This window comes from Streptomyces sp. NBC_01214, from assembly GCF_026340975.1.
Classification (GTDB): domain Bacteria; phylum Actinomycetota; class Actinomycetes; order Streptomycetales; family Streptomycetaceae; genus Streptomyces.
On the sequence record NZ_JAPEOS010000003.1, the window covers coordinates 1,746,330 to 1,766,095 of the forward strand.

The 19,766-nt window shown below is 69.6% G+C and carries 23 protein-coding genes; 9 read left to right on the forward strand and 14 right to left on the reverse strand.

Annotation, left to right across the window (positions count from 1 at the left end):
- Nucleotides 1-449 precede the first annotated feature (449 nt).
- Complete coding sequence (locus tag OG594_RS44350; protein ID WP_266608237.1) at nucleotides 450-884, reverse strand: hypothetical protein; 435 nt, start codon at nucleotides 882-884, stop codon at nucleotides 450-452.
- Nucleotides 885-1,710: 826 nt separating this feature from the next.
- Nucleotides 1,711-2,763 carry a ferritin-like protein gene (locus OG594_RS44355; RefSeq protein ID WP_266608238.1) on the reverse strand — a complete coding sequence of 351 codons (1,053 nt, stop codon included), beginning with the start codon at nucleotides 2,761-2,763 and terminating at the stop codon, nucleotides 1,711-1,713.
- A gap of 790 nt (nucleotides 2,764-3,553) precedes the next feature.
- On the opposite strand from OG594_RS44355, the gene OG594_RS44360 reads away from it, so the two are divergent.
- Both OG594_RS44360 and OG594_RS44365 read left to right on the forward strand, forming a co-directional pair.
- Nucleotides 3,554-4,018 (forward strand): hypothetical protein, encoded by a 465-nt coding sequence (locus OG594_RS44360; RefSeq protein WP_266608240.1) that lies wholly within the window; start codon nucleotides 3,554-3,556, stop codon nucleotides 4,016-4,018.
- Nucleotides 4,015-4,443 (forward strand): hypothetical protein, encoded by a 429-nt coding sequence (locus OG594_RS44365; protein ID WP_266608242.1) that lies wholly within the window; start codon nucleotides 4,015-4,017, stop codon nucleotides 4,441-4,443. Before OG594_RS44360 ends, OG594_RS44365 begins: the two co-directional genes overlap by 4 nt.
- 180 nt (nucleotides 4,444-4,623) lie before the next feature.
- On the opposite strand, the gene OG594_RS44370 is transcribed toward OG594_RS44365, so the two are convergent.
- The 3 genes from OG594_RS44370 to OG594_RS44380 form a co-directional block, all read right to left on the reverse strand.
- On the reverse strand, nucleotides 4,624-5,067 hold the full coding sequence (locus OG594_RS44370) for an RICIN domain-containing protein (RefSeq protein WP_266608244.1): 444 nt from the start codon (nucleotides 5,065-5,067) through the stop codon (nucleotides 4,624-4,626).
- A 198-nt stretch (nucleotides 5,068-5,265) separates the two neighbouring features.
- The gene (locus tag OG594_RS44375; RefSeq protein WP_266608246.1) at nucleotides 5,266-5,571 is read right to left on the reverse strand and encodes a hypothetical protein; all 306 of its coding nucleotides are present in this window, start codon (nucleotides 5,569-5,571) and stop codon (nucleotides 5,266-5,268) included.
- 35 nt (nucleotides 5,572-5,606) lie between these two features.
- A complete protein-coding gene (locus OG594_RS44380; RefSeq protein WP_266608247.1) occupies nucleotides 5,607-6,209 on the reverse strand; it encodes a helicase associated domain-containing protein in 603 nt (200 codons plus the stop codon).
- 280 nt (nucleotides 6,210-6,489) lie between these two features.
- On the opposite strand from OG594_RS44380, the gene OG594_RS44385 reads away from it, so the two are divergent.
- Nucleotides 6,490-7,407 carry a hypothetical protein gene (locus OG594_RS44385; RefSeq protein ID WP_266608248.1) on the forward strand — a complete coding sequence of 306 codons (918 nt, stop codon included), beginning with the start codon at nucleotides 6,490-6,492 and terminating at the stop codon, nucleotides 7,405-7,407.
- 223 nt (nucleotides 7,408-7,630) lie between these two features.
- On the opposite strand, the gene OG594_RS44390 is transcribed toward OG594_RS44385, so the two are convergent.
- Complete coding sequence (locus OG594_RS44390; protein WP_266608250.1) at nucleotides 7,631-8,086, reverse strand: RpiB/LacA/LacB family sugar-phosphate isomerase; 456 nt, start codon at nucleotides 8,084-8,086, stop codon at nucleotides 7,631-7,633.
- A 361-nt stretch (nucleotides 8,087-8,447) separates the two neighbouring features.
- Here OG594_RS44390 and OG594_RS44395 point away from each other — a divergent pair, with 361 nt between their 5' ends.
- A complete protein-coding gene (locus OG594_RS44395) occupies nucleotides 8,448-9,770 on the forward strand; it encodes a hypothetical protein (protein ID WP_266608252.1) in 1,323 nt (440 codons plus the stop codon).
- Nucleotides 9,771-10,162: 392 nt separating this feature from the next.
- Here the strand turns inward: OG594_RS44395 and OG594_RS47270 are convergent, their stop codons facing one another.
- The 5 genes from OG594_RS47270 to OG594_RS44415 form a co-directional block, all read right to left on the reverse strand.
- Nucleotides 10,163-10,393 (reverse strand): hypothetical protein, encoded by a 231-nt coding sequence (locus tag OG594_RS47270; protein WP_323185461.1) that lies wholly within the window; start codon nucleotides 10,391-10,393, stop codon nucleotides 10,163-10,165.
- Nucleotides 10,394-10,405: 12 nt separating this feature from the next.
- The gene (locus OG594_RS47275; RefSeq protein WP_323185462.1) at nucleotides 10,406-11,437 is read right to left on the reverse strand and encodes a hypothetical protein; all 1,032 of its coding nucleotides are present in this window, start codon (nucleotides 11,435-11,437) and stop codon (nucleotides 10,406-10,408) included.
- A complete protein-coding gene (locus OG594_RS44405) occupies nucleotides 11,362-11,724 on the reverse strand; it encodes a hypothetical protein (protein ID WP_266608253.1) in 363 nt (120 codons plus the stop codon). Before OG594_RS44405 ends, OG594_RS47275 begins: the two co-directional genes overlap by 76 nt.
- A 563-nt stretch (nucleotides 11,725-12,287) precedes the next feature.
- Nucleotides 12,288-13,151, reverse strand: a complete 864-nt coding sequence (locus OG594_RS44410) for an alpha/beta fold hydrolase (RefSeq protein ID WP_266608254.1) — start codon at nucleotides 13,149-13,151, stop codon at nucleotides 12,288-12,290.
- A 409-nt stretch (nucleotides 13,152-13,560) separates the two neighbouring features.
- Nucleotides 13,561-14,205 (reverse strand): MBL fold metallo-hydrolase, encoded by a 645-nt coding sequence (locus tag OG594_RS44415; protein ID WP_266608255.1) that lies wholly within the window; start codon nucleotides 14,203-14,205, stop codon nucleotides 13,561-13,563.
- A gap of 206 nt (nucleotides 14,206-14,411) precedes the next feature.
- On the opposite strand from OG594_RS44415, the gene OG594_RS44420 reads away from it, so the two are divergent.
- The 4 genes from OG594_RS44420 to OG594_RS44435 all read left to right on the forward strand — a co-directional run bounded on the left by OG594_RS44420 (nucleotide 14,412) and on the right by OG594_RS44435 (nucleotide 16,761).
- Nucleotides 14,412-14,837, forward strand: a complete 426-nt coding sequence (locus tag OG594_RS44420; RefSeq protein WP_266608257.1) for a MarR family winged helix-turn-helix transcriptional regulator — start codon at nucleotides 14,412-14,414, stop codon at nucleotides 14,835-14,837.
- Nucleotides 14,838-14,990: 153 nt separating this feature from the next.
- The gene (locus OG594_RS44425) at nucleotides 14,991-15,506 is read left to right on the forward strand and encodes a hypothetical protein (protein ID WP_266608258.1); all 516 of its coding nucleotides are present in this window, start codon (nucleotides 14,991-14,993) and stop codon (nucleotides 15,504-15,506) included.
- 479 nt (nucleotides 15,507-15,985) lie between these two features.
- Nucleotides 15,986-16,294, forward strand: coding sequence for a hypothetical protein (locus OG594_RS44430; protein ID WP_266608259.1), 309 nt, complete (start codon nucleotides 15,986-15,988; stop codon nucleotides 16,292-16,294).
- Between the two features lie 251 nt (nucleotides 16,295-16,545).
- Nucleotides 16,546-16,761, forward strand: coding sequence for a hypothetical protein (locus OG594_RS44435; RefSeq protein WP_266608260.1), 216 nt, complete (start codon nucleotides 16,546-16,548; stop codon nucleotides 16,759-16,761).
- Nucleotides 16,762-17,157: 396 nt separating this feature from the next.
- Here OG594_RS44435 and OG594_RS44440 read toward each other — a convergent pair whose 3' ends face one another.
- Complete coding sequence (locus OG594_RS44440; protein WP_266608261.1) at nucleotides 17,158-18,165, reverse strand: YafY family protein; 1,008 nt, start codon at nucleotides 18,163-18,165, stop codon at nucleotides 17,158-17,160.
- A gap of 93 nt (nucleotides 18,166-18,258) precedes the next feature.
- Between OG594_RS44440 and OG594_RS44445 the strand changes: the two genes are divergently transcribed.
- Nucleotides 18,259-18,657 (forward strand): VOC family protein, encoded by a 399-nt coding sequence (locus tag OG594_RS44445; protein ID WP_266608263.1) that lies wholly within the window; start codon nucleotides 18,259-18,261, stop codon nucleotides 18,655-18,657.
- A 142-nt stretch (nucleotides 18,658-18,799) separates the two neighbouring features.
- Here OG594_RS44445 and OG594_RS44450 read toward each other — a convergent pair whose 3' ends face one another.
- Entirely contained in the window at nucleotides 18,800-19,060 is a 261-nt protein-coding gene (locus tag OG594_RS44450; protein ID WP_266608265.1) for a fibronectin type III domain-containing protein, read from the reverse strand.
- Nucleotides 19,057-19,641 carry a fibronectin type III domain-containing protein gene (locus OG594_RS44455; protein ID WP_266608266.1) on the reverse strand — a complete coding sequence of 195 codons (585 nt, stop codon included), beginning with the start codon at nucleotides 19,639-19,641 and terminating at the stop codon, nucleotides 19,057-19,059. The genes OG594_RS44450 and OG594_RS44455 overlap by 4 nt, the downstream gene beginning before the upstream one ends.
- Nucleotides 19,642-19,766 lie beyond the last annotated feature (125 nt).

The following is a 19,766-nucleotide window of genomic DNA, read 5'->3' on the forward strand; positions in this document are numbered from 1 at the left end:
GGTCCGTCCGGGCACTGCGCCGACCGCGAGCTGGAAGTCGCGATCCGGCGCCCGGCGCCCGGCGCGGGTCCCGGTACCCCGGGAGCCCGAAGGCCCACAGCACACTTCGTGCGCCGGCTGTGGATGCGTGGTCCTCCAGACCGGCCGGGCCGTCGACACTGGCCTGTACAGGCTCTGCCGCGAGGAGGCCGATGTCTTGGCCGCGCCGTCGGTGCCGGGGACATGCTCCGGCCGTGACGGTGCGACGCTCTGCGCCCGCAGGGCCCTACCGACCCGCAGCGTCTGCCTCACCCACCGCTCCCAGGAGCTCGCCGGGGAGGTGGAGCGATGGGCCAGACATCCCAGCCCAGCGGCGTAGCTCCCATTGAGGCCGCCCGGGCACGGCGCCGCGAAGATACGGCGTCTGAGGCCGCTGCTCTGCGTCGGGCTCGAGACCAAAGCCCGGTGAGCTATTCCGAGGCGTCGGCGGCCGTGCGGTGAAGAACGTGCTTGTCCAGGACGATGGTGTTGCTGCTTCGGACGGCGCCGTGGAGGTCCGAGAGGTTGCCGTCGAGGTGAATGGTCCTTCCCTCCGTGCGGTAGGTGCCCGTGTTGACGCCGATCTTGAACACGGGGCAATTGTCTAGGTTGCAGATCACGTTGTTGATCTGCTCGAAGCGGCCGTCCGCGGTGAAGGTCAGCTTCTGGATGTAGAGGGTGATTCCCGGGCGGTCCTTGTCGACGGACTCGGTCCACTGCCCTGTCAGCCGGGCCTGGTGTGCGGCCGGGGCGTCTGCTCCCGCCACCTGGGCGGCGGCAGAGCCACTGGTGGCCGTCATGGCGGCCAGGAGCAGCAGTCCGGTGCCCAATGCTGACTGGATCGTCGTCTTCATCTGCGCGCTCATCCCTTGTTCGTCGGTCCCTGGTCCGTAGAAGACACAGCAGGGTCGGCTTGCGTGGCTGGGGGTGACACCCCTCGCTTCGGCGCATGCCGCTGGGCAGCCGCCGTAGCGAGTGCTGCCGGCGTTGGCGGGCCCGACCGTATCCGTTCATATGCCGACCTCGTTCCCCCTCGACAGGGACCGCGTCTCGTTTCGGTTGCTCCGCGGACGCGGTGAACACTCCACACCAACCACAGGGGACAGAGGTTCCGGGCCCCTTCCGCCATCCGGCATGGGGCACAGGGGCAGACACTGATTGGCCGAGAGCCACCACGCTCATCACATTGGCAGTCACGCTACCCGTGGGGGCCATCCCGCGTGCACAGGGAGCAGATGAACGCGAGCCGTCCTCGGATCTCGCGGAGGGAGTCATCCCTGCATTCGTGGGGAGCAGCACGTCCGTGGGAACCCACGAGCTGAGCACCGGGGTCCTCCCCGCGCACGCGGGGAGGACCCGCGCCACATCGTCCAGAGCGGCGCCACCATGTACAACCTCGCCATGACACGGTGAAACACCAGGTCAGACGACACGCCGACCTGCCCGCACTCACCCTTCTGTACACCCTTTAGGGGGGGCAGACGCAGAGCGCACAGCACCGCCATCGTGAAGGAGCACGCGGATAGATCCTGCTGTCGTCGTGACGGCGGTGCCCCTGGCACTGGGCCATCTGGTGAGGCTGCTGCACCGCTGGACCAAGGAGAGGCCAGAGGTCCGCACGGCGGAACTGGCCCAGAACGGGCTGTCGGAAGAGGGGCCGGTCGCTGCCAGCAGGCAGCAGGCAGCAGGCTCTCACTCCTCGACGTACAGGAACTCCGGCCCGTAGGTCTTCCCGCTGCCGTCGGGCAGCTCCAGCTGAACGAGCTTCCGCGCCTCGGTGCGCATCCGGCCCATGTGGCCGATCGCCGGGAACAGCATGTCCGAGTCACCCGTCAGCCAGGCTGCCTGCAGCGCCCGCAGCATTTCGCTGAAATGTGTGTTGAACGCTGTGAGCACCTGCTGAACCTCGGGCGTGGGTGCGTTCAGCCCGCCGTTGGTCCAACCGCCCTCGGGCACACGCCCCATGGGGAAGGCCGGGGGCAGCAGGACATCGTCGCCCTTGAAGTCCCAGACGGCCGGATTCTCCGACGTCTTGATCAGCTTCTTGCCGCGGAACATCTCCCGGAACACATAGAAGTGCGCCAGCTCGCCGGGCTTGCCGGGGAAGGGGTTCTCGGGTGAGGCGGAGGTGCCCTCGCCCTGCTCCTTGATGATCTCGATCGCGGCTCGCACCTTCTCGATGCTGTCGAGCGCAACGATCTTGTTGCCCTGGCCGTGGCTCTCAAGGGAGAAGTCGATCTGCCGGTCGCCGTTGATCAGATGCTGGTGGGCCTCGAAAGCCTCTTCGATCGCGGTGTAGAAGGCCCCAATGGTGGCGAAGGTCCCGAACTGGGCGACCGGGCGATCCGGACGCTCGATCTCGGAGAACATCTCGACCGAGTCCTTGGTCAGCCCCTCCAAGAAGACGATGAGTTCAGGCCGCACGCCCCCGGGCAGCGCGCGCTCGTACTTCGGCACCACCTTGGGATCGGCGAGGACCGGTGTCCCTCCGATGGTGGTGAGCATGTTGCACACCAGTCCCATATGGGTCATCTCATCGAAGATGATCTCCCGGATGTTCTTGGCAACCGCCGCATTCGATTCCTTGATCGACCACAGGGCGCTCGCGTACGGGCCGATGGTCGCGATCTCCACCATGATCGCCTGCTGAAGGGAGTTCTTCAGCCACTCCGCATCGCGGTCCGCCGGGAGAACACTCAGCAGCTCGACGATGGCGTTGCTCTGATACTCAAGGACCTGGGTCATGCCACACCTGCCTCATTTGTGAACAGAACAGGATGAAACGCTATCCGTCCGGCAGGCCGGGCCAGCGAGGTGGCGGGCGAGCCTCGGGACGGTTCACCCCATCGGGGCAGGCCACCTCGAAGCCCGCGACCACGAGCCCACCTTGTCCCCCCCGATACCGTCTTCTCTGCCGCCGCAATGGGGCTGCCGGCTGCCGGCAGCCCCATTGCGGCTCACGGCACTGGCCGCCAAGTCCACGGTGGCGATGTCCTGGTCATGCCGATGGACGAACCCGACGGTCAGCCGCTCACAGGCCCGTTCTGCGAGCAGGCGTTCCGTCGGGTCAAGAGTTTCAGCATTCATGATCAACGCGTATCAGGTCACGCGTGTAAGAGGCAGCCCCTTCCGAGCTGCGGCCCGGTTCCGGAGGGCGGGCTCTCGAGGGCCGCGCCATCCACGTGCCGATCCGAGACTCAGCGTGGCCGATCCACAGAACCTGAGCCAGGACCCCATCTCGTGTGCAAGTGCTGTTCCGCAAAGACCGGCTGGTGCGTCCGGCCTCAAGGGCAACGGACCTGGACGGCATCATGTCCTCCGTGACGAACGGAGCAGCCCTGCATCCTGCCTGGACACCAAGGCACGACGCCGGCCCGCCAACCCCTTCGCGCTGTCAGCCGCCCCCCGTCCGGGCGGCTACCGTGCTGGCACCGCGACGGGTGCACGCCATGATGGTGAGTTCGGTCTTCACTGCGCGGCTGGGGCGACGTCCGATTTCGACCGGCAGCTGCCCCGAAAGGAATGGTGAGCCGGCATGCGCGAGATCCGATGTGAGATCGACACCGAGTACCGCGGTACCGAGGCGCTGGCCGATCTCGCCTGGCGCTGGCTCACCGAAGGCGCGGTCCGCCTGGAGGGAGAGTCCTTCCCGGCGGTCCTCGATTCCACCGGGCAGGTGGAGGAGTCGCTCAAGAAGTCGGTGCCGTGTGGCCCGCCCGGGTCGCTCTGGGGCTTCCTCAGCGCCCACATTGTCAGTCGCGGGCGGGTCAGCAACCGCTCCCGGGTGCTGACCCGCAAGAACCTGCCGATGCTGCGCAAGTGGCTGGCCCTGGACGTGCAGCTGGCCGAGACCGCGGTCTACTGGCTGGACGACCAAGGCATGCCCGGTGGAGAGCTGCTGCGGATGGGTGTCGCGCGCGACGAGAGCTCCAGGGCTGGGTCAGGCTCAGCGCGGAGACTTCCGAACGGCGCTTCGGGCCGGCTGCCCAGGCGAGCATGACGGGGCTGCTGCGAGACTTCTCGCAGGAGGTGAACCCGTCCTACGCCCAGTTCGGGTACGGCCTGTCGCTGGGCCGCACCGAGCACGAGGAGCGGGTCGGCCCGCCGCTGCCCTCCATGACGCTGCCGGACTCGCGGCGACTGCTGCGCGGGTACGAGTGGTTGATGGTGATCCCGTGCGAGATCGCCGCGCAGCTCGGTGGCGGCGACGGCATCGCCGCGGCCGGTGACTTCCACCGGGTCGAGACCCTGCGTGACGGCGCGGTGCTGCTCCAGGTCACGCCGGAGTTCGGCGGCTTCACCGGCGAAGCGATCGAGCGGACGTGGCAGCTGGTGCGCTCCGTGCTGAGGCCCGGGATGCCCAAGCGCTTCGACTCCGACCCGGGGGGCCCGCCGAGCCGGATCTGGTACGCAGACATCGCCTGACCCCAGAGCCGACGAGGCCGGGGACATACGGACCACACGTCCAGCAGCCCTTGGGTATCTGTTCGGCGATGGTCACCGTCGGGCATCCGGGGCTGAGGCACTTGAACCGGCGGACGAAAGGGCTGTGCTGGCGGAGTGGTGCCCGGGGCGGCTGCCGACCCGGGCACCCGGTTCACGCATCTACTCCATGAACTGGAAGGTCCACGCCTGGTTTCGGTCGCTGACCTCGAGTGGCCTCAGGGCGATACGGGGCGGGAAGATCCGCAGCAGGCTGAGGTCCAGGGCCAGCTCCTCGCCATCGACGGGGCCGCCGGGGACGACGACGTGGAAGGTGTGCGGCTTGTCGCTCTGGTAGAGGGCCCACTCGCGGGGCTCGGGGTATCCGACGACCGGCTTGTTCATCTCCGGGTCGCCGTCGTAGGAGACATAGGTTTCGCTGCGCAGGTTGCGGATCGTGTAGTTGCCGTTGCTGAGTCTCTCCAACTGCCATTCCTGCTCGCCGGGGTTGCCGGTGGGAGGCAGCAGGACAACGGGTGTCTTGGGTTCCGATGCCCCGTCCAGCAACGTGAGCAATTGCTCGGGAGGGCGGGTGATCGTGTAGGTGCCGTTCGGTACGGGTGCCATGGTCGACTCCACTTGTGTCGTGCGGCGCCCGCGCGGGATGCCGCCGATCTTTTAGGCCAGGCGAATCCCTTCCCTGTCAACGCGCCACAGAGGGCCGGAAAGGTTCTGCGTCACTCCTCAGGAGTACAGCGGATGCCGATTTCGCGCCGGCGGGGATGGTCCGCGTCCGGCGTCGAGCTCGTTTCCCGAGCCCGGAGGTCATCCTGCAGCCCAGTCGGCGCCGAGTTCGCCGAGTTCGCCGAACTCGGTGAGCGCGGCGAGCGCGGCGAGCTGGCTGGCGTCGAGCTGGTCCCCGTCGGGCCTTCTGGTTGCCGATCCAGATGCCGGTGCGATGCTCGGTGCCGTCGGGGAGCCGTTCGACGACGGCCCGCCCGGCAGCCGGCCTTCCTGCGCCTCGTACTGCGCGAGGGCTTGGAGGCCTTCTGGAAGGCTTCGCCGCCCGCGAGCGGCCCGGAACGCCGCAGCCGTCTTCGCCACCACCCTGCGGGCCCGGGCCTTCTTCACGCCGAGCGTGGCGAGTGGGCGCTGCTGTTCCTCGTTCAGCTGAGCCCAGTTCCGTCGTTGGGCGGTGAGCCAGCGTCCGATGTCTTCGCCGTCCGGGTGACGCCGGGGACGACGGCCGTCAGCCGCGCACCTTCGGCCAGGAGCTGCGCGAGGTAGGCGTAGTGGCGTTGCCGGTCGACCGTCCACCCGAGCTCGCGGGGGTTGCAGTCGGGGGCGATGGCGGCGAGCGCGGCGGCCCGCCGCAGCGCCCGGCCCGGGTTTTTGCCCAGTCCGCCGGGGCGGCGGATGTTCGTGAGGTACTGCCCGATCGCGATGTCCAGGATGGTGGCGTTCCGTGGGGCCGCGAGGGTTCCGTGCAGCTCGTAGTAGGCGCGTGCGGCGGCGAGGTTCTGCTCGAAGGCGGCGTCGGCGGTGTCCCACACGATCCCCAGCTCCTCCAGCTCGGCCGTCCGCTCGGCCGCCCGCTCCCCGGCCGCCGTCCCGGCCCGGTAGGCCCGCCTCTGATCGGAGAGCCACCGTCCCAGCGGGGACGCCCCTTCCGTCTCCACGTGCTCGTACGGGACGTCGAGGTGGTGCACCCGGTTGCCCGGCGGCTGGTGCGGAGGGGGCCGGGCCGACCGGCGGGGCGTGCGCCGCACGTCCCGCCGTGACCGGATCAGGGCGTCGCCCGGCGCAAGGACAGGGGGAAGGCGCAGCTGGTGGCGGCGAGGACGACGATCGGCGGCATGGGCAGGCGCAGGACGGATATCGCCAGGCCCACCAGTGAGGCGACGAGGGGGATCCATCCGAAGGTGGTGCGCCGTTCGACCAGTGCCGGGGCGTGCCGGACGGCGGTGAGGGCGAGGAGCCCGCACGCGCGACGCGCGGTGTCCTGGCAGGTGTCGGACGGTCCCGGGCCTGGGCGGGAGACTTCCGCCCATGGATGTGGAGTCGGTGGCGGTGGAGTTGTACGGGCTGCGGCCGTCGGAGTTCACCAAGGTCCGGGACGCGTACGCGGCCAGAGCCCGCAAGGCCGGGGACAGGCAGCTCGCCGCCGCGGTCGCGGCGTTGCGGAGGCCGACGATCGCGGCGTGGACGGCCGGTCTTCTGGCGCGCCGTCGGCCGGAGGAAGCGCACAGCCTCATCCAGCTCGGTGAGGCGCTGCGTGCCGCGCACCGGACGTTGGACGCGGGACGGTTGCGAAAGCTGTCGCATGATCAGCATGTGGTGATCGGCGAGCTCGCGCGTACGGCGCGCACACTGGCCGCCGAGGCCGGGCAGGTGGTGAGCGAGCCGGTGCTGCACGAGGTCGAGCGGATCCTCCACGCGGTCCTCGTCGATCCCGACGTCGCCGAGCGGTGGGCGGAAGGCCGGCTGGTGAAGGCTCCGGATGCGGTGTCGGGGTTCACGGGCCTGGAACCGGATCCGGGCGTCGCACCGCCACGGTGGAAGCAACCTGTCGGCCCCGCCGGATCCCGGTCGGAGACGGTGCCACCAGCAGAGCCGGCACCGGCACCGGCACCGGCACCGGCACCGGACGCGGATGCTGCTGCGGGACGGGCGCGGTACGGGCGTGTGGAGGCGGCCCGCACGGCGTTGGTCGAGGCCCAAGGGGAGGCGGAGCGTCTGGAGGAGGAGCACGCCGCCGCGCAGGAGCGGGCAGACCGGGCTGGTGCGGCGGTAGGGGAGGCCGAGGAGGATGTACGGGCCGCGGGGGAGCGGCTGGAGACGGCACGAGCGGTGAGTGCGGACGCTGCCACCGCCTTGCGGGATGCCGGGCGGGCCGCCGCGAAGGCGCGGCACCAGGCGGAGGCAGCGGCCCGGAAGATCGAGAGGCTCACCAGTTCCGAGGGATGAAGGTGAACCCGCTGCGTGCGGCGAAGCCCGCGAGCCTGGAACGGTCATGGCGGGGCAGCGCGTCGTTCCTGCGGTGTATCCACTCCTCCGGCGGAGTGAGAGTCCGTTCCGCAGGCCGTGTTGGCATCGGCCGAGGCGCTATTTCCGGGTTGGCGGCCATCGTCCGCACGCAGCTCGCCAACGAGACCTTCCGCGTTCGCGGCTGGAGGCTCGCCGCGTTCATTCAGGGTGTGGTGCTGGTGTTGTCGAGCCGTTTGACGCGCGCTACGTTCTCTCGGTCCTCGGCGTCCGTGCTCGCCTCGGCGGCGAACCAGGCGTCGAGGATCTCCTTGAGCAGCGGTTCCGAGGTCAGGCGCAGGCTGAGCGCGAGCACGTTGGCGTCGTTCCAGCGGCGCGCACCGTCCGCCGTGTAGGCGTCCGTGCACAGGGCTGCGCGTACGCCGGGAACCTTGTTCGCGGCGATCGACGCACCCGTACCGGTCCAGCAGCACACGACGGCCTGGTCGGCGTTCCCGGCGGCGACCTCGCGGGCGGCCGCCTCCGAGCAGGCTGCCCACTGCGGATCGTCGCCGGGGTTCAGCGCGCCGTACGTCACCACGTCGTGTCCGCGGTCGCGCAGTTGCCCGAGGAGTGCGCGAGCCACGGGTTCGTCCATGTCCGAGGAAACGGAGATCCGCATGTCCCGAGACTAACCGGCCTGGAGCGGATGGTCCCCGCGGGTCGAGAAGTGATCATGCGCTTGCCGTAGCCCTGGTGTTGCCCCTCGCTCCGATGCGGGCGGTGGTGTTGTGGGGGTCGTGCGGCTCGTGGGCGAGGGCGCGGAGCCGTTCGCGGCTGGGGCCGGCGGGGGTGCCGCCGGCCGTCACGTACATGACCGCCGTTCCGCAGGTGACCGTGGGACGGGAGTGTTCCAGCTGGCGGCAGTGGCCGAGGGGGACTGCCTCGGAGGATCAATGCCGTGGCCCGGCGGTTGCCGCGCGTGACATGATCAGCCGCATGAGCGAATTCTCTGCACGGAAGGGCGGCCACCGCCCCGTCCGATGAAGTGGCTGGACGAGGCCGTGTCCGCGGGACACGCCACGACTGCCGCCCACCCTGCCCGCATCGCGGTCCTCGACGCGATCCGCGCCGACCGCACCGGTCCCGTGCCCGTCCGGCTGCTTCAGCTCTCCCGGGCTGAGGACGCGTTCGTACGCCGTGAGGTCATGGACCTCCTGTCATCCGCCGCGGCCAGACATCCTTGGCCTGATGCCGCCGAGGCCGCGCTCGCTCGGCTCACCGACCCTGACGCCGTGGTACGGCGCCGAGCCGCGTATCTCGTCGTGCACGCCGGAGGTAACGATGCTGCGCTCAGGGCTCTCGGCGAACTCACCGAGCCCGTGGTGCGTACTGCCCTCGCCGAGTGGCTGCGGGGCTCCGTCACGCGCCTGCAGGACGACTCCTTGGCCTCCGTCCGCTTCCTTGCCCGGCTGGAGACCCTGAGCGTCGCCACTGCGCAGCAATGGCTCCCGATCGACAGGGCGCTGCTCGCCGAGGCCCGGGAGGCCTCGCGCCACCTGGACGGCGTCGGGTGGCGCTGGGGCCGGGTCCTGTACGGGCTGGGGCGTGAGCATCACGTCTACGCCCTGGTGGCGCGGCTCCTTGCCGATCCCGCCACCCAGGACATCGGCGCCGACCTGGCCCGGGAGGCCTGTCATGACTGGCGGGCGGCCCCGATCGAGCTCCTGCCCCTCCTCGTCCGTCACTGCGGACGAGGAATCAGCCCGGCCATGGCCAAAGCCCTCACCACCGCCTCCATCTCGGAGGCCGCGATGCACGCGCATGGCGCGCTGGTCGCCAGGGTTCCCTTCACTCCGTACCCCAAGGCACGTCGGCCTGACGGCAGTCCGGCGCCGTCGTACGACAGCGCCACCGCCACCGCGGTCCTTCAAGCCAAGCCCGTGGACACCGGGCGGCTTCACCGAGCCCCTGAGATCTTCGGGGCCCTGCTGGACGCGGGTCCGCTGACTTTCCGGCAGGCTGCCCAGCTGTACAACCTCACCTTCAAACGGCCCGGACGCATGCAGGCGATATGCGCTCCACTATGGCTGCGGCACGCCGGCCCCACCGTCCTGCCCCGCATTCTCGCTCTCATGACACCGCACCTCGGTGACTACGGGGTTGGCGAGTACTACTCGGGAGGCCTGGCACGAATGGGCCGGTACGCGTTGCCCGCGCTGCCGTCGCTGACGGCACTGATCGACCGGCGTACCCGCATACCGGTCAACGACTCCACGCGGGACGGCGAGATGATGCTGGACGAGAGTCTGCTCGCCGCCGCGATCGACGCCCGTCGTGCGATCCTTGCCGACGCCGCTTCCTGATCGCCCACCATCGCCGGCCAGCAGTGACGAAGGCCGACACACCAACGCTGCAGGACACGGCCGAGCCGCCCACACTCCGCCTTGGCTTCGTACACGGGTCGCGAAGCCCGTTCGTCATGACTTCGGGAGGCACCGGCTGAGACCGGAGGTCGATTTTCACGAGAACCGGAGGCAGTACGCCACGGCCGGCCGCGGGACGGCGTCGTAGCCGGGCCATCGGTCACCTGGCTCCGTAGCCAGCGCTTTGTCCCTGGTGACCCGGCTCCCGCGGACGCCCGGATCGCTGGCGCTACGTCCCGGCGCCTACGGCCAGAGTGAGTCCCGAACTGCTGTGCGCACGCTGCTGTTCGACGCGTACAAAGCCAGCCACTGAATTGCCGCTGGGCGGGCGCTCACACGGCGATCCCTGCTGGGCGGCGCGGGGTGCGATGGCGGCGGTGGTAGGAGATGGTGACGGCGGCGAGGAGCGGGCCCCAGAGGAACAGCGGTAGGTAGAGGATGCCGACCACGAGGCTTCCGGTGGGCGTCATGTCATCGTGAGGAAAGGTCCACCACCACGGGGTGAAGGCCCAGAGTGCGGTCAGGGCCGCCGCGCCGAGGGCGGCAGGGACCACGGCGGCCATGGGGCGGACTCTTCACCCTCCGATCAGCGGTATCCAGCGGGGCACGACGTCGCCCCACGGCCGTACCAGACCGATGGTGAGGAAAGCTGCGAGCTCGCAGAGCACGCTGAGTGACAGCATCCATACCTTCGCGGCGATCGTCTGGAAGCTCTCGAAGCCAACGTCGGTGTATCCGGCGGGGTATCCGAGCACCAGGGCAATGCGCCACAGTCCGCTCGGCAGGACCACCCATGTCGTCAGGTGCGCAGCGCAGACAGCCCAGCGGGGCGGCGCCGCTGCGGAGATTACCGTCGAGTCGCTCGATTGAATGCTCACGCCACACATCGTCACGCTTCGCCAGACAGGCTTCATCAGCCTGCGCGGCCGACTCAGACGGTCCTGTGGAACGAGAGGGGGACGGTGGCTTCCCCCACGTGGGGGAAGCCACCGTCCCCCTCCGAGGCCATCTCCTCCGCGAAGCCTGCCGCGCTTCTCCAACACGCGGCCAGCCAGAATCTCGGTGTCGAGCTGCGCGCCGGCGATCCGCTCCGCCCCGGCGATTCCCTCCGCCCCGGCGGGCCGCACGTGCCGGTACATCAGTTCGTCGATGGTGTGCCGGACCGCGGTCAGCTCCGGCCCCTCCGGGAGCGCCCGGCGGGCGGTGTGCAGTGCTCGGCAGATGGTGGCCTGCCCGACGTCGAGGAGCGGCCGGTACACCGTCCCGCCCCGCTCCAGCCGCGCGGACGACTCCTCGCGGGTCATCGCGCCGCGGTCGGCGAGCGCAGCCACCAGCCCGTTTTCCTGGGCGGCCCGTTCGGCGTCGATCAGCGCGGAGCGCTCCGCGTAGGTCGTGTCGGGGAGCCGGGCGCACAGCTCCCGGCGTTCCTGCGTCCAGTCGTGCAGGACCCGGTCCGGATGCCGCGGCCGCCAGACCCGGTCCGGGTGCTGCGGCCCCCAGCTCTCCGCCCACGCGAAGGCCCCGTCGGCCCCTACGCCGACCGCGGCCGCGATGGCGGACGTCTGCCAGCCCGTCCAGACCAGGTTTGCCAGCCGGTGCCGGTCCACACGATCAGCGAGGACGTGGGCGGGTGCCTCTCGGCGACGTGCCACACCGGCTCGGGGATCTCCGTCCGGTCCCGGGAGACCGGGCGCGGACCGGGCACCACCGCGGGGCGGGGGCGCTCCAGGGCGTCGAGCGGCCGGACGTAGCTGTCGTGGACCAGGGAGGCGTACCCGAGGTCGGGGCCGTGCTGTAGGACGTCGGCCCGAGCGTACGGACCGCGATGCGCGGCGTAGGACCGGGCGATCAGCTGGGCCTCTGCCCGGTCGCGCACCATCCCACGGTCTGCCACGCGGACACCCGCCCCCGTAGTTTCCGCCGAGCACCTCGCCGTTCTCCCAGCTGAGGTCCAGCCACACCGCGACCTTCCAGCACACCTCGGCGGACGGAGCGAACGCTTGCGGAGGGTCCTCGATCCGCCCGGGGGCGTCCACCGGCCACCCGGTGTGCGCCCAGACCCACCAGCCGTGATCTTCACGCGCCCACTGCGGTAGCGCCACCACCGTCACCGTGCCTCCTCGGCTCGGACCGGGACCGGCACCCGCGGCGCACGGTTCGCCAGGTGGTGGTCGGACCCGTTCGGTCCGAGTAGCACTTCGCGTAGCACGTACCCGTTCACGGCCGCCTCCACGACCGCCCACCGCTGCCACCGAGTGCGCTGGCCCTCGGCCTTGGCCCGCCGCGATGCGGGGCACCTGGGGCCCGTCGGCCCACCACGGGTACGGCGGGCGGAAGAAGTGCCACATGGGCGCCTCCTTCGCGGAGCACTTTCCGCAGCCTCTCCCGCACCCGGAGAGCCGTCACACCGGCCTCTTCAAGCCGGTCAGCGTGACCGCCGCACTTGTGATGTTGAGGTCAGCTTCCGGGGGCGTGGGCTTCGTCGTTGATGTCGTTGATGTCGCTGATCAGCCAGGCGAGCATCGCGGGGGTGGCGTCGAAGTGGCCGCCGTGCCCGGCATCGGCTTGCCTGATCAGCGTCGCGGTCGGCATGCGTGCAGCGAGCCACTCGCCGTGCGCAGGGGGCACCAGAGTGTCGAGGCCACCGTGCCAGATCCGCGTCGGAACTGTGATGCTTGCCGGGTTGAACCCCCATTCCGTGCCGAAGATGGCGGTGACGTCGTCCGCCCAGCCGTCCAGCCCCGGCCGGACCGCTTCGGCGAACGCCGGGCCCATCATCGCGCTGATCTCCGGTCGGGAAACGACCGCCTGTTCGATCTCCGGCAGCGTCGGGAAACCGGCCGTTCCGACGTTTGCCAGGTGTTCCGTGACGGCCTGCCTTCCGATCAGCGCCACGGCGGCGCTGCGGCGGTTTCCCTCGCTCATGCCGGCGGTCCAGTCCAGCCCAGCCGCATCACGCGGCGCCGGGCTCGCCAGCGCCCCCAGCCGGGTCACTCGTTCGGGATACCGGGCCGCGAAAGCCATGGCATGCGGGCCGCCCCCGGACACCCCGAACACCGCGAGGCGGTGCAGGCCGAGTGCGGCGGTGATGGCGGCGACATCAGCGGCGGCATCGATGACCCGACGCCCCGGGTTCCGCGTGGAGCCCCCGAACCCGGGCCGGTCATAGGTGATCAGCCGAACGCCGAGCTCGTGGAACAGGGAATCGTTCGGGTATCGGGCCAGTCGGCTCATCGGGGTGCCGTGCAGGTAGACCACCGGTATTCCGGTGGGGTCCCCCCATTCCTCCACCGCCAACGTCCGACAGTCGTCGGTGATCAACTCGCGCATGGCGGCAAAACTAGTCTCGGCCCCGATCGACGGCCAAGGCCTTTCATTCACAGCGCAACATCGACGTAGCGCGGGATACATCACGCCGGGGTGAGTTGACCTGGACGGCGGGAGGCGGCGTAGCAGCGGTTGCCGCAGCTACTACGCCGCGTTTGTGTGAGCGCGGGTGGCGGTACCGGGTGGGCGTCACCGCTGGCGCGCGGACGCGAAACGCTCCTGGGGCCGCCGAGGGCATGGACGTCTCCCGCGACCTCGACCTCAACAACCGGGCCCGCGCCCTGAAGTAGCTGCAGGTGCACCCGGCGACGCACTCCCAGATGGTGTCGATGGTCCGGGATGTGGCGGACCATCGCCTGGCTCCGTGGCTTCCGCCGGCTCCGCATCCGTTGGGAACGAGCTCTTACAGCTGGACGGTGGTGCCGGGCTCGAGGCGGTCGATCGGGGTGCCGGTCAGGCCCTTCTCGCCGAGGAGATTGGCGGTGGAGTGCTGGCCGAGGTCGCTGAGCATGAGTTCGTGGATCTGGATGATGCGCTCGGGCTTGACGGTCCGGACGTAGTCGGCGGCTTCGCCGAGCTTTGTCCATGGGCCGCTGGTCGGCAGCAGGAGGGTGCGTACGGGAGCGTCGGGCGCGAAGTAGGCGTCGCCGGGGTGGTAGACGGCTCCGTCGTCGAGGAGGTAGCCGACGTTGTCGGGGCACGGGATGTCGGCGTGGATCAGCGCGTGGCGGTGGCCGTGGACGGTGGCGGTGATGGAACCGACGCTGAAGGTGTCGCCCGCGGCGACGGCGTGGACGCGGCCATCGTGGCTGCCGAGGGTGGCTGCGACCGTGGCCGTGCCGTAGACCTGCAGCCCGGGCTGGGTTGCGAGAGCGGCGGCGACCAGCTTTTCGTCGAAGTGGTCGAAGTGTTCGTGGGTGATCAGGACGGCGTGAGCCTGGGTGACGGCCTCCGCCGCGTCCGGGGTGAAGGTGCCGGGGTCGATGACCAGGCGGGTGCCGTCCTTCTCGAGCGTGACGCAGGCATGGGCGTGCTTGGTGAGCTGCACAGCGGGTCCTTTCCGAGCCAACCGAATGTCTACAACCAGACTGTACAGTGTGGTTGTAGACATAGCGCCGTGAGTGTCGACTGCGACTTGACTCCGGCGCCACCGCCCCTCGCTACGGCGAGGGCCGGTGGCGCTCCTGTAGCGCCAAAGCAAACAATGGAGTCAAGGTGTACAGTTTGGTTGATGGATGTGGGTAAGCTGGCATCGTGGACGAGAATCAGCTGGCTGAAGAACTTCGCCTGACCATCGGACGGCTCGTACGCACTGTGCGCACTGCCGACGAGATGCCGTCCGGCGAGGCCGCCGTCCTGGGCTACCTGGACCGCAGCGGCCCGCTGACTACCGCCGATATCGCACAACAGCGGGGAGTCAGTCACCAGTCGGCTGCCAAGGCGGTCAAAGAACTCCTGGCCCAGGGCCTTGTACATGCCGAGGCGCACCCCAGCGACGGGCGCAAGCTGTTGCTCCGCCTCACGCCGACGGGAAGTGGCCGTCTGGCCGACGAGCGCCGAAGGCGTGCGGACCGGCTCGGCACCGCGATCAACGATGTCCTCAGTTCCGATGAACGAAAGACGCTTGAGGCGGCGCTGCCTCTGCTGTCACGCCTGACCGCTCACTTGAATGGCAAGTAGCTCAGGGGCTGTCGTTTGGGCCATCGAGCACTGTGCATTGTGAAGTTGCAGGTCACGAGCCTGGTGTGCGTGATATCCGGGATGTTCGGGATGTCCATGCTGGTCGGGGGGATGACTTCGGCGAAGATCGTCCGTCGCCGGGAGACTTCGTGCTTGCCGCGCACCCCACCTGAAACCCTCGTCCAACCCCGCCTGGTCGCCGAGTTCAGCACGGATCGCGCCATCGACCACGGCGGCGTCTACCGCCACCCGCTCCGCTTCCAGCGGCTGCGCCCGGACGTGAGATCGGCAGCCAGCGCGTCCCGGATCGCCTCCTGCAACCCCCGGACTGCCGAAGGATCCGCGGGGTCGGCGCTGACCCCGTCCGTGGGCGACCTCGTGCGGGCGCGGCTGGGTACTTCCGAGGACGGCCGCGCCGCCCTCGCGGGGCCCGCCTCGCTCCGCGCCGCCGTGGCCGCCCGTGTCGCCAGGCCGGTCAGTATCTGTACGGCGGATAACGCCATGCTCCCTGCCGGATGGCATAGAGGAGTCGACCCGGTGGATCCCGGTGACGGTAACTGGGGCCCAGTATGCGTGCTGGGGCCGCTGCCCGAACCCCGACGGGTCGCCCTCAAGATCGCGGTCGGCGCCTTCCCGGAGCAACCGGTGAAGGCGGAATGGAATTGGTGACCGGCCTTTCGGTGCGCCGGCACGGCGACACTCTGTTCCGCCGAAGCCGGCGTCGTGCCTCAACGTCACCGGTAGAGCCGCTCGCGCAGCGGTACAGCATGGGGTGGTGTCCGCGACGGCGACCAGGTCGGCCACTCGATCGTCTCCAGTGCTCGGCAGCCCATCCCTGCCGACTCGGCCGAAGCAGGGCCATGACCGCTCCGGCGGAATTTGCCCGGCCCGGCCACCTATGGGTGGCCGGGCCCTTCCGCTGTCCACCCGTCAACGCCCTGCGTCGATGCCCTTCCAGCCGTGCCCGAGCCCGCGGCGACGGGGCCGCGGCTGTCTCGGCCGGCCCTGCGCCCCAGCGGGGTCCGTCCTCGGCGGCGGGCGCCTGGCGGGGGAGTTCGCGGCGTGCGGCGAGGAGTACGGCGAGGGCCTGGGCGTGAGTCGCGTCCAGCGCGACGGTCAGCAGAGCGGGACCGAGCTGGGTGAACCCGGTGCGCGCCGAGGCTGTGCCCGCCGAGAGCTCGCCGCAGGCTCGGGCTCAACACCACCGGGTCCTCTGCGTGGTCGACTCGGCGGGCCGGCCCGGCTGTCGCCGGTACGTGTTCGACGCGTTCTCGGAGCGCGGCAACGGCGGCCGGGATGACTTCCAGGAGCTCGGTGGCCTCCCGGCCGAGCTCGGACAGCGCCCCGGCGAGTACCTCCAGCGCGGTGGCCGCGTCCTCTATGGCGCCGGCAGTCCACCGCTCGGGTCCGGCGGCGTCGGCGAGTGCACACACCGCGACCACCGCGCTCTCGGCTAGCGGATCCAAGGAGGTGAAGTGCTTCGTATCCCGCCCAACAGGTGCAGCCAGTCAGCGCGATGCTGGCACCCCGTGATCGCTGTCGATACGTCTCGGCGGGCACACCCGGCAGTCAGGGCCCGGCGAGGATCGAGTGGGTGCCCATGCGGCGCCAGATCACGTGAGGGGTGCCCTATGTGAACCAACGATTCGGAGATCATTTACGGGACAGCGCTAGAGGAAGCTTTGGTCCGACTCGGTAGCCTGGGGCTATGCCTACGGGACCTTTGCATGACCGCGCCGTCAACAGCATCGTCAACGGTGAACCCACACAGGAGGTCTTCCCCTGCCGGTGCATGATCGGTGACGATCACATCGAGGGCGCGGACTTGGGTGACTACGAGGAGGAGACTGAGGGCCACTCGTTCGCTGGCGCCGAGGAGATTTGGCTCTCGAGCGGCATGGATGAGGACTACGACTTCCGCTAACGACCTTGGGAGCGGCGGCAGTCGGACCGTGACGTGAGGAGGGGGCCGCACGGGTTCGGCGAGTTGGCTCTGTGGCGGGTATTCAGCGCCTCGGTCAGCTGCTGGGCTGCTGTCGGGGATAGGCCGGCGGTGACCTGCCCGGAGGCGAGAACCTGGGCGTACGTCCCTGGCCCGTAGGCGGCAGGGTCGCCGCGAGCGAGGCCGCGTCTGTCGGAGGGGCCCGTCTGAGACCAGGAGACCAGGAGACCAGGTCCAGGCGTCGGGCGGATCGTGGGCGTTGGCCATCACGGTCGTCAGCGGCAGATCCAGTTCGTGCACCCCGCGAGCGAAGAGGTGGACTGCGATGCGCAGTCGGCGAAGGCCACACCAGTGGCACCATCCGCCGGCGGAGTCGGTTCACTTTGGTTCCTCGCGGTCAGGCTCGGCGGCGTAGGACCTGAGACGATCGGCGAGTGCGATGACGAGGTCGCGGAGTTCATCGGAGCGCTCGATGACGAACGGCCGGTCGAGTGAGGCGAGTACCCGGGGTATCCAGTCGAGCCGCTCCGCCCGGAGCTCGACGCGCAGCCAGCGCTCGGTCGCGCGATCCTCGCCGGCCGCGGACTCGTGCTCCTCCAGGCTCGCGACGCTAGCCGGAAGGTGGGCGCGGATCTGCTCAACTGTCCCGTGGATCCGCAAGGTCACCTCATGCTGGTACTCGGCCGTGGCGAACCCGGACAACACGCGCTGTTCCGGACCGGGACCCACTGGCGCTTCGAACGAGCCGGGCAGGGTCCGCGCGTCTGCGATGCGATCGAGCCGGAAGGTTCGGTCCTTGCCGATCTGGGCGTCCTTGCCCGTGACGTACCACCGGCCCGCATGGGCAACGATCCCGTACGCGTGCAGCGTGCGTTCGCTGCGCCGTCCGTCACGGTCGGTGTAGCGGATCGAGACCGGTCGGCAGTGGCGCACCGCATCGGCGATCGTGAGCAGGACCCCAGCGTCCGGGGTGTCGAACTCGCCGGGCTGATCCGTGAAGGCGAGCGCTTCCAGGAGTGTGTCGAGCCGACGGGCGATGTGCTTGGGCAGCACCCGCCGGATCTTCGCCGACGCCGTCTCGCTTGCCGTGCGCTCCGTCGTCGTCAACCCTGCTCGGCGGCCCGCGACCAGGCCGAGCACCACGGCCAGCGCCTCGTCGTCGCTGAGCATGAGCGGAGGCAAGCGGCCCCCGGGAGCCAGCCGGTACCCGCCGTAGCGGCCGCGCACCGATTCCACGGGCACGTCGAGGTCGATCAGTTGATCCACGTACCGGCGCACGGTGCGCCCTTCGACGCCGAGCCGGTCGGCGAGTTCGGCCGCCGTCCGGGTGCCGCCCGACTGCAGCAGCTCCAGGAGTGTCAGCACGCGGCCGGTTGGTCGAGGCATGTTGGCAGCCTAGCGCGAATACAGGACGGATTCTGTCCACTATTTCTCCTAGCCTGCGACGAGCAAGCCTCCAGCACAGCCAAGGAGATTCCCATGGACTTCGTCTCGATCCGCATCATCACCAGCGACGTCGCACGCCTCGTCGACTTCTACGAGCGAGCCACAGGGGCGCGGGCGACGTGGGCCACCGAGGACTTCGCCGAACTCCAGACCGCGGGCGCCACCCTCGCGATCGCCGGCACCCGCACCGTCCCGCTGTTCGCCCCGGGCTCTGCCCGCCCGGCGGACAACCACAGCGTGATCACCGAGTTCTTCGTCGACGACGTGGACCGCGTTCACCAGAACCTGACCGGCTTCGTCACCGACTTCGTCAACGAGCCCACCACGATGCCCTGGGGCAACCGGTCGCTGCTGTTCCGCGACCCCGACGGCAACCTCGTCAACTTCTTCACCCCCGTCACCCCGGAGGCCATCGAAAAGTTTGCACGCTGAATCCACGCACAGCCGCTCACCGGGAGCCCTGAGATCCCAGGGCTCCCGGTGAACGCGGCAGCCGAGTCCAGGAGCGCCACCAGAAGGGACATCGGAACGCACCGCTGACCCCCGAAGGACGTCTGCGCTCGTGTCTGCTGAACTAGCCGCTCGCGGGGTGGGGTGCGACGACGCAGTCGGACTTCGCGGACTTCAGGGCTCCGTTGACGGCGGTGACGCAGAACTCGTAGTTCCAGGTGCCGGGGAAGAGGTACGCGATGTCACGGTGCGTGGTGTCGACGATGAACTCGTCGGCGGAGGAACGGCTCCCGTCGTTGATGTTGCGGACCCAGACGCGGTATCCGGCCGCCTGCGCGGAGCCCGACCAGGTGAGTTGCACCGTGGTGGGGTCGGTTGAGGTCACCTGGAGGTCGCCGGGCGCAGGCGGGCTACCCGCCCCGATGGTGACGGCCCGGCGCCCGGCAGGCCGCCGCCCGCGGCATTCCACGTCACGACGGCCACGACGTAGTGGTGGCCGGGTGTGAGGCCGTCGATGTGGATGGACTTGCCGGTGACCGAGGTGCTGTCGATGAAGGCGCCCGGGGTGTCCTTGTCGAAGGTGATCACCTGGTAGCGGTCGATGGTGTCGGTGTGCGGGCCGGTGGGGGCGCCCCACACGACATCGACGCCGGTCGCGGTGGCCGTGGTGACGATGCCGACGGGTGGTGGAGCGGTCCTGGGATGCGCAGTGGCCCTGACGGTCGGCGACCAGTCCGACTTCACCGTGTCGCCGTTGTCGGTGCGGACTTGGTACTCCCACTCCATTCCGTCCTGGGTCCAGGTGGTGTCGAAGCGGTTCGCCGCGACAGGGAACTCGGTCCAGTCGGTCCAGTCGGTCACGCCGACCAGCCGGTAGCGGACCTGGTAGCCAATGGCTCCGTAGACCGCATCCCAGGTCACCTTGATGCCACTGTCCTCGGAGGAGACGATGATGTTGTCCGGCACGGGTGTCGCCGGGCGGGCACGTTCGCCGGGACGGCCGGTACGGCGGTGCCCAGGTGGTAGCGGTCGTGCAGGGTCTTCTCGAAGGCGTGGGCGATTTGGTATTCGCCGAGCGCGTTGGGGTGCAG